Below are 7,069 nucleotides of genomic sequence, written 5' to 3'. Positions count from 1 at the left end.
CCATAGTACACCTCACTTCTTATGCATTTATGTTTCAATATTACAAACAGTAGGAGCATCAGCATTCCTTATAACAATAAGAAATGCCTTCGTAGACGCTACGAAGGCATGATGTGTTCACTTTTTCCCTGATCTACAAAGAAATCGCTATATATATCATAACACCTCGGTAGGAAATTAAGCACGTGGCACCTACTGTCTACGGTTTGCATATTCATTTTTATGACCTTTGATAGAGTATCACGCCCAGCAACCGAAGTCAACTGGAAGCTATTACTTATCTGAAGGAGCTTACGTTTACTCGAACACTTGGTCCCATTGTGGAGGATACAGCAATGTTTTTCAGGTAAACACCTTTAGCAGCTGCTGGTTTCGCTCTTACAAGCGCATCAACCAATGCTTTGAAGTTTTCGTTCAACTTGTCTGCATCGAAAGATACTTTACCAAGTGGAGCATGAATTTGTCCTGCTTTGTCAAGACGGTACTCGATTTTACCAGCTTTGATCTCCTGAACAGCTTTCGTTACGTCGAAAGTAACTGTTCCTGCTTTAGGGTTTGGCATTAAACCTTTACCCCCGAGGATACGACCCAGTTTACCAACTTCGCTCATCATGTCTGGAGTAGCTACGCAAACGTCGAACTCGAACCAACCTTGTTGAATTTTGTTGATCATGTCAGCATCACCAACAAAATCTGCACCAGCTGCTTCAGCTTCTTTCGCTTTCTCGCCTTTAGCAAATACAAGTACACGTTTCGTTTTACCAGTACCGTGTGGAAGTACTACTACACCACGAACAGCCTGATCTTGTTTTCTTGGGTCTACACCCAGACGAACTGCAACATCTACAGTTTCATCAAATTTAGCAGGAGCTGTTTTCTTAACAAGCTCGATTGCTTCTGACGGATCGTACAAAGTTTCAGCATTAACTAGCTGAGATACTTCGCGGTATTTCTTACCGTGTTTAGGCATAATCTAAATCCTCCTTAGTGGTATTAGCGGATAATCCTCCCACCGAGCGACCTCAAAGTTTTCAGAGAAAACTTCTACGTAAACCGCGGTTTACACAGCCGCATTCCTTGCGGAATTAATCTTCGATGACGATTCCCATGCTGCGAGCTGTACCTTCAACCATACGCATTGCAGCCTCAACGGATGCAGCATTCAGGTCAGGCATTTTTTGTTCTGCGATTTCACGAACTTTTGCACGTTTCACAGTTGCAACTTTCTTTTTGTTTGGTTCACCGGATCCTTTTTCGATACCAGCAACGACGCGAAGAAGAACTGCAGCCGGAGGCGTTTTAGTGATGAATGTAAAGGAACGATCCTCGAATACTGTGATTTCAACCGGAATGATAAGGCCTACTTGATCAGCAGTACGAGCGTTAAACTCTTTACAGAAAGCCATGATGTTCACACCTGCTTGACCCAATGCTGGACCGATCGGTGGTGCTGGATTTGCTTTCGCAGCTTGAACTTGAAGCTTCACGATTTTAATAACCTTTTTTGCCATGATAGACACCTCCTGTTTATAATATAGATCCCACTAACGAAGGTCTATCCCGAGGAATAGACCTGGTAGAAACCCTTGGTTGTCTTGTGTTATAGCTTTTCCACTTGGTCGAAATCGAGCTCAAGCGGGGTCTCTCTACCAAACATGTTGACATGCACCTTAAGTTTACCCTTGTCAGCCACAATTTCTTCAACAGATCCGACAAAGTTTGCGAAAGGTCCCACCTTGACGCGTACGGTCTCTTTGAGTTCGAAGTCGATTTTCTCCTTCGGCTCTTCCATTCCCATATGCTTCAAAATAGATTCAACTTCCTCAGGTAATAATGCAGTCGGTTTAGAGCCGGATCCCGTAGAACCTACGAATCCAGTAACTCCTGGCGTATTACGTACTACGTACCAAGAGTCGTCCGTCTGAATCATTTCTACGAGGACATACCCTGGATAAACTTTACGCATGACGACTTTCTTCTTGCCGTCTTTGTTCACCAGTTCCTCTTCCATAGGCACAAGCACACGGAAGATCTTGTCCGTCATTTCCATGGATTCAACACGTTTCTCCAGGTTGGCTTTCACTTTGTTCTCATACCCTGAATAGGTATGTACGACGTACCATCTTTTTTCCATGAATAAATTCACCTATAGTCCTGTTTATTTAAAAACAAGGCGCAGCAACTCAGAAATTCCAAGATCCAGCACAAAAAAATAAATAGCAACAAAAGCTACAGTACCCAACACAACAAGCGTATAGGTAGTCATCTCTTTGCGACTTGGCCACTTGACCTTTTTGAGTTCTGTCCAACTGTCGGTGAAGAAGGAAAAAGTGGATCCGAAGCTTTGTCTCATTCTAGCCAAGAACCCCACAAACTACACCTCCAAAGAACTACCTAGTCTCGCGATGAGCAGTATGTTCATTGCAAAATTTGCAATATTTCTTCAACTCAATACGGTCGGGATTGTTGCGCTTATTTTTAGTGGATGCATAGTTTCTTTGTTTGCAATTTGTGCACGCTAATGTGATGATGACCCGCATGATGTACACCTCCTACAGACACGTTCTAATTAAAGCCCTTCGAAGCGCGTCAAAAAGAAAGCGACTTTTAGGGCTACCTGAAATACTTTATCACAACCCGTCACAGAGTGTCAAGGCAGAAGTCTCACATTTGCAAGAGTAATATCAGTATAGACGCTCCGGCAGTATAATAAACCTCGTACAAAGAAAAGGCCCGCTCAGCCAAGACCAAGCAAGGCTGCGCGGGCATATTCTACAAATCTCTGACTTCTAAATAGCGTTCAAGCTTACGTTTCACACGTTGAAGAGCATTATCAATAGACTTGACATGACGATCAAGATCCACCGCTATCTCTTGGTAGGATCTCCCGTCGAGATAGAGCATAAGAACTCTACGCTCCAAGTCACTCAATATTTCTCCCATTTTATCTTCAAGTCCCGTAAATTCTTCTTGATTAATCACAAGCTCCTCAGGGTCTGTGACCCTGGAACCGCTGATGACGTCAAGCAGCGTACGATCAGAATCTTCATCATAGATAGGCTTGTCCAGTGACACGTAGGAATTAAGAGGAATGTGTTTCTGACGTGTTGCTGTCTTAATCGCCGTGATGATCTGTCGGGTAATGCACAGTTCAGCAAAGGCTTTGAAAGAAGCAAGCTTGTCTCCTCGGAAGTCGCGGATAGATTTATATAAACCTATCATTCCTTCCTGCACAATATCTTCTCGGTCTGCACCTATCAAAAAATAAGAACGTGCTTTGGCACGCACGAAATTCTTATATTTGTTGATAAGGTATTCCAACGCTTCGCTACTGCCTTCACGGACTGCCTCGACAATGTCTTCATCTGGCTTGAGGTCATAATCATACATTCTCAGTTCTTTGAGGTCGACACTCACCAACAATCCCTCCGGCCTGCAGGACTACCCAGATTCACATTAAAAGTTTAGGTTAAGTATACATGATGAAATCTCACACCGTCAACGGGAAGCCCACCATTTCTAGCATTTGGAGGATTACTCCCCTCTTCGCCATCGTTCGAACTGAGCCTTCAACTCGTTGCTCAGTTTGCCTTCAAACGGATTGCGCTTCGCTGTTGTTTCTGGCTCAATGCGTTYTCGAACTTCTTTGCGATTCTGTTTAATTTTGATGAGAAGTTCACCAGCTGGCAATCGAAGAGCTCCTTTACCGAAAATAACGTGCTGCTCAATCATATCGGAGGTAGCCACATAGATTTGTTTACGTCTTCCCATCAGATTCGTAACCAATCGTTCGATCCGTTCATCCGCGGTTTCCTTCTCTTTGGTGTAGAGGACGTTCAACTTGCTCTGTACATACTTTTTCCCAAGTCCAGGTACCATGTAAGCATCAAAAACCAGGTATACCTTCATGCCAGAATAAGATTGGTACTCGGCTAGCATATGAATTAACTTATCGCGAGCACCTTCCAAATCGGTATCCTTCAGCTTACTTAGTTCAGGCCATGCCCCTATGATATTGTAGCCGTCTACGATTAGGAACTCTTCCATCTGCTTTAACTCTTATTTCGTTGGCGAACCACTTCGTACATCAAGACTCCCGCGGCAACAGAAGCATTCAGAGAGTTAACATGACCGGCCATCGGCAGTTTAACTAAGAAGTCACATCTCTCTTTAATTAACCTTCCAACACCTTTACCCTCATTGCCAATGACAAGAGCTATGGGCATACTGAAATTCGCTTTATACACATCTTGTGCTGCAGTTACATCCGTCCCCGCGACCCAAACTCCTTGCTCTTTGAGTTGTTCTATGGTCTGGGAGATATTCGTTACTCGAGCAACTGGCACATACTCTACCGCTCCTGCTGATGTCTTCGAAACCGTTGCAGTTAGCCCTACTGAGCGTCTTTTGGGGATAATGACGCCGTGAACTCCCGTRCAATCCGCTGTTCGCAGGATCGAGCCCAGGTTATGTGGGTCTTCAATCTCATCGAGAATAAGGATAAAGGGATCCTGCCCTAACGCTTTAGCTTTAGCAAGAATATCCTCCACTTCTACGTACTCGTAGGCCGCTACTTGCGCAATAACCCCTTGGTGCTGAAGTCCTTCTACCATCTGATCAAGCTTGCGCTTGTCCGTAAATTGTACAAGAATCCCTAAATTTTTGGCTTCCGCTACAATCGGGCCCGCGAATTGCTTCTGCGCATTCTCAGCAATCCAAATTTTATTAATTGTTCGACCGGCACGAATTGCCTCCATGACGGAGTGTTTCCCGCCAATATACTCCTCATCCATCTCTTGCTTCCTCCTAAAAATTCCTCGTTTAACATAACTTACATCCATTTTGGGCTAAATTTTATTCTTATAAGCAAGAACAAAATCCAATATATCCTTCAATCGCTCAAAAGATTGCTTGTAATACAAATATCCGATTAAGCACTCAAACGCGGTGCTGTGCCGGTATTCAAGCACATCCGCGTTCTTGGCTGTCGTTCCTGATTTGGCATTGCGCCCACGCTTTACCATGTCAATCTCTTCTTCCGTCAGCATCGGCATAAGAGCATCCAAAAGCTTGGATTGCGCCTTAGCCGATACATAACCGGTGGATGCTTTGTGCAAATGGTTGGGCCGATGGTTTCCGCCTGAAATCACATATTGCCGAATGTAGACCTCATAAACCGCATCGCCAATATAGGCGAGTACGAGGGGATTCAGCAAATGAGGGCTCTTGGACGGCGGAAAAACGAACAGGTTCGCAGCATCTATAAAAGTTTCACTCATTTGCGGCGCCAACGAATTCCCTGTGGTGTATCCTCAAGGAATATCCCTTTCTCTGTGAGCAGGTCACGGATTTCATCCGCACGTGCCCAGTTCTTCGATTTCCTCGCTTCCGTCCGATCGACAATCAGCTGCTCAATCTCTTCGTCCAACAATTCGTCAGCTTGTTTCGACAAAATTCCCAACGTTTGATCAAAAACTTGCAGCTGATCTAGGAACATTTGCAAAGCAGCAGCATTCACCCGCTCCTGCTGCAGGTACAGGTTCGCTTCGGCCACAAGATCGAACACAGCCGTAATCGCATCCGGGGTATTAAAGTCGTCGTTCATCTTCTCGACGAACTGACTGGCAGTCGCCGCTATACGTTCGGTTAGAGCAGCCTCGACCTCGCCTATTACTGAGGCTGTGGCCAGGCGGTGCTTCAGATTGTCATTCGCATTTTGTATGCGCTCCAAAGCATTAGCCGCTTGCTTGAGGCTCTCATCGCTGAAGTTCAGCGGATTGCGGTAGTGAGCAGACAACATGAAGAAACGGAAAACTTCCGGTTTGATTTGTTTCACAAGATCGCGGATGAGAATGCCATTACCTAGCGATTTGGACATTTTTTCATTATCGATGTTAAGGAACGCATTGTGCAACCAGTAATTGGCCATTGGATGGCCAGTAACCGCTTCGGTTTGGGCGATTTCGCACTCATGATGCGGGAACGTCAAGTCCTGACCGCCGCCGTGAATATCAATCGTTTCACCCAGATATTTGCGCACCATGGCGGAGCACTCAATATGCCATCCCGGGCGACCTTGGCCCCAAGGGCTATCCCAATAAATCTCTCCTGGCTTCGCAGCTTTCCAAAGGACAAAATCCTGCGGATTCTCTTTGCGGTCATCCACTTCAATGCGAATTCCGTATTGGAGTTCTTCCAGATTTTGATGAGAAAGCTTGCCGTATTCGGCGAATTTGGTTGTTCGGTAATAGACATCGCCGCGAACTTCATAAGCGTAGTCTTTTTCAACTAAAGCAGAAATAAAATCAATGATTTCCTGAATATTGTCCGTTACGCGGGGATTCAAAGTAGCATCATGTACGCCAAGTGTTTGGATATCTTCCAAGAAGGCGGCAATAAACGTTTCTGCCAGCTCCGGAACAGTTACAGCCATTTCCTCGGCTTTACGAATCATTTTATCATCCACATCGGTAAAGTTTGTAATATAAGTGACTTCATAGTTCTGCGACTCTAAAAAGCGCCTTACGACATCGAAGAATATCACCGGTCTGCCATTTCCAATATGGATATAGTTGTATACGGTTGGGCCGCACACATACATTTTCACTTTACCCGGTTCAAGGGGTACAAATTCTTCCTTCTTGCGTGTTAGCGTATTATACATTCTGAGCGTCATGTTCTCTCGCTCCTCCATTCTTAACCCGTTCTAGTTCTAACTGTCTTCGTAATTCATTAATTTGCTGCTGCATTTCCTGGAATATATCAATGATGGGGTCCGGTAAATTACCGTGGTCCAACCGATTCACACGCACGCCGTCCCGCTTCACAAGCTTAGCAGGCATAGTTACAACGGTACTGTTCGAAGGAACCTCTTGAATGACCACCGCATTGGAGCCAATCCGTGAATTCTCGCCAACAAGGAAGGAGCCCAGAATCTTGGCACCTGAACCAATAACTACATTATTGCCAATAGTTGGATGTCTCTTGCCTTTCTCTTTCCCTGTCCCCCCCAGAGTCACCCCTTGATACAAAATAACATCATCACCAATTTCGCAGGTTTCCCCAATGA

At 45.0% G+C, this 7,069-nt stretch carries 11 protein-coding genes and 1 other annotated feature; all 11 genes read right to left on the bottom strand.

The window, feature by feature from the left end; all coding sequences use genetic code 11:
- Positions 1 to 69: 69 nt before the first annotated feature.
- Positions 70 to 223: a sequence feature (ribosomal protein L10 leader region), on the bottom strand.
- Positions 224 to 277: 54 nt separating this feature from the next.
- The gene (gene rplA / locus AC1DUA_RS16225) at positions 278 to 970 is read right to left on the bottom strand and encodes a 50S ribosomal protein L1 (protein ID WP_127457551.1); all 693 of its coding nucleotides are present in this window, start codon (positions 968 to 970) and stop codon (positions 278 to 280) included.
- A gap of 115 nt (positions 971 to 1,085) precedes the next feature.
- Positions 1,086 to 1,511, bottom strand: a complete 426-nt coding sequence (gene rplK / locus AC1DUA_RS16220; protein WP_028557508.1) for a 50S ribosomal protein L11 — start codon at positions 1,509 to 1,511, stop codon at positions 1,086 to 1,088.
- Between the two features lie 89 nt (positions 1,512 to 1,600).
- Positions 1,601 to 2,134, bottom strand: a complete 534-nt coding sequence (nusG, locus tag AC1DUA_RS16215) for a transcription termination/antitermination protein NusG (RefSeq protein WP_029196473.1) — start codon at positions 2,132 to 2,134, stop codon at positions 1,601 to 1,603.
- 24 nt (positions 2,135 to 2,158) lie between these two features.
- On the bottom strand, positions 2,159 to 2,371 hold the full coding sequence (gene secE / locus AC1DUA_RS16210) for a preprotein translocase subunit SecE (protein ID WP_167067728.1): 213 nt from the start codon (positions 2,369 to 2,371) through the stop codon (positions 2,159 to 2,161).
- 19 nt (positions 2,372 to 2,390) lie between these two features.
- Positions 2,391 to 2,540, bottom strand: coding sequence for a 50S ribosomal protein L33 (gene rpmG, locus AC1DUA_RS16205; protein WP_079418041.1), 150 nt, complete (start codon positions 2,538 to 2,540; stop codon positions 2,391 to 2,393).
- 232 nt (positions 2,541 to 2,772) lie between these two features.
- Positions 2,773 to 3,417, bottom strand: coding sequence for an RNA polymerase sporulation sigma factor SigH (sigH, locus tag AC1DUA_RS16200; protein ID WP_028557511.1), 645 nt, complete (start codon positions 3,415 to 3,417; stop codon positions 2,773 to 2,775).
- A 117-nt stretch (positions 3,418 to 3,534) separates the two neighbouring features.
- Complete coding sequence (locus AC1DUA_RS16195) at positions 3,535 to 4,047, bottom strand: NYN domain-containing protein (protein ID WP_477500752.1); 513 nt, start codon at positions 4,045 to 4,047, stop codon at positions 3,535 to 3,537.
- 5 nt (positions 4,048 to 4,052) lie between these two features.
- Positions 4,053 to 4,793, bottom strand: coding sequence for a 23S rRNA (guanosine(2251)-2'-O)-methyltransferase RlmB (gene rlmB / locus AC1DUA_RS16190; RefSeq protein ID WP_326063009.1), 741 nt, complete (start codon positions 4,791 to 4,793; stop codon positions 4,053 to 4,055).
- A gap of 54 nt (positions 4,794 to 4,847) precedes the next feature.
- On the bottom strand, positions 4,848 to 5,279 hold the full coding sequence (locus AC1DUA_RS16185) for a Mini-ribonuclease 3 (RefSeq protein ID WP_477500751.1): 432 nt from the start codon (positions 5,277 to 5,279) through the stop codon (positions 4,848 to 4,850).
- Positions 5,276 to 6,676, bottom strand: coding sequence for a cysteine--tRNA ligase (gene cysS, locus AC1DUA_RS16180; RefSeq protein WP_477500750.1), 1,401 nt, complete (start codon positions 6,674 to 6,676; stop codon positions 5,276 to 5,278). The genes AC1DUA_RS16185 and cysS overlap by 4 nt, the downstream gene beginning before the upstream one ends.
- Positions 6,657 to 7,069, bottom strand: a 413-nt coding sequence (locus AC1DUA_RS16175; RefSeq protein WP_477500749.1) for a serine O-acetyltransferase, incomplete at its 5' end; no start/stop codon positions are given. The genes AC1DUA_RS16175 and cysS, both read right to left, overlap by 20 nt.

It is taken from the genome of Paenibacillus sp. 01T422 (assembly GCF_056398785.1).
The sequence above is the reverse complement of the archived record's forward strand: the minus strand, read 5'-3'. Positions and strand labels throughout refer to the sequence as shown.

Excerpts from the sequence above, each read along its gene's own strand:
- rplA (WP_127457551.1), bottom strand. The coding sequence starts at position 970 with ATGCCTAAACACGGTAAGAAATACCGCGAAGTATCTCAGCTAGTTAAT.
- rplK (WP_028557508.1), bottom strand. The coding sequence starts at position 1,511 with ATGGCAAAAAAGGTTATTAAAATCGTGAAGCTTCAAGTTCAAGCTGCG.
- nusG (WP_029196473.1), bottom strand. The coding sequence starts at position 2,134 with ATGGAAAAAAGATGGTACGTCGTACATACCTATTCAGGGTATGAGAAC.
- rpmG (WP_079418041.1), bottom strand. The coding sequence starts at position 2,540 with ATGCGGGTCATCATCACATTAGCGTGCACAAATTGCAAACAAAGAAAC.
- AC1DUA_RS16185 (WP_477500751.1), bottom strand. The coding sequence starts at position 5,279 with ATGAGTGAAACTTTTATAGATGCTGCGAACCTGTTCGTTTTTCCGCCG.
- cysS (WP_477500750.1), bottom strand. The coding sequence starts at position 6,676 with ATGACGCTCAGAATGTATAATACGCTAACACGCAAGAAGGAAGAATTT.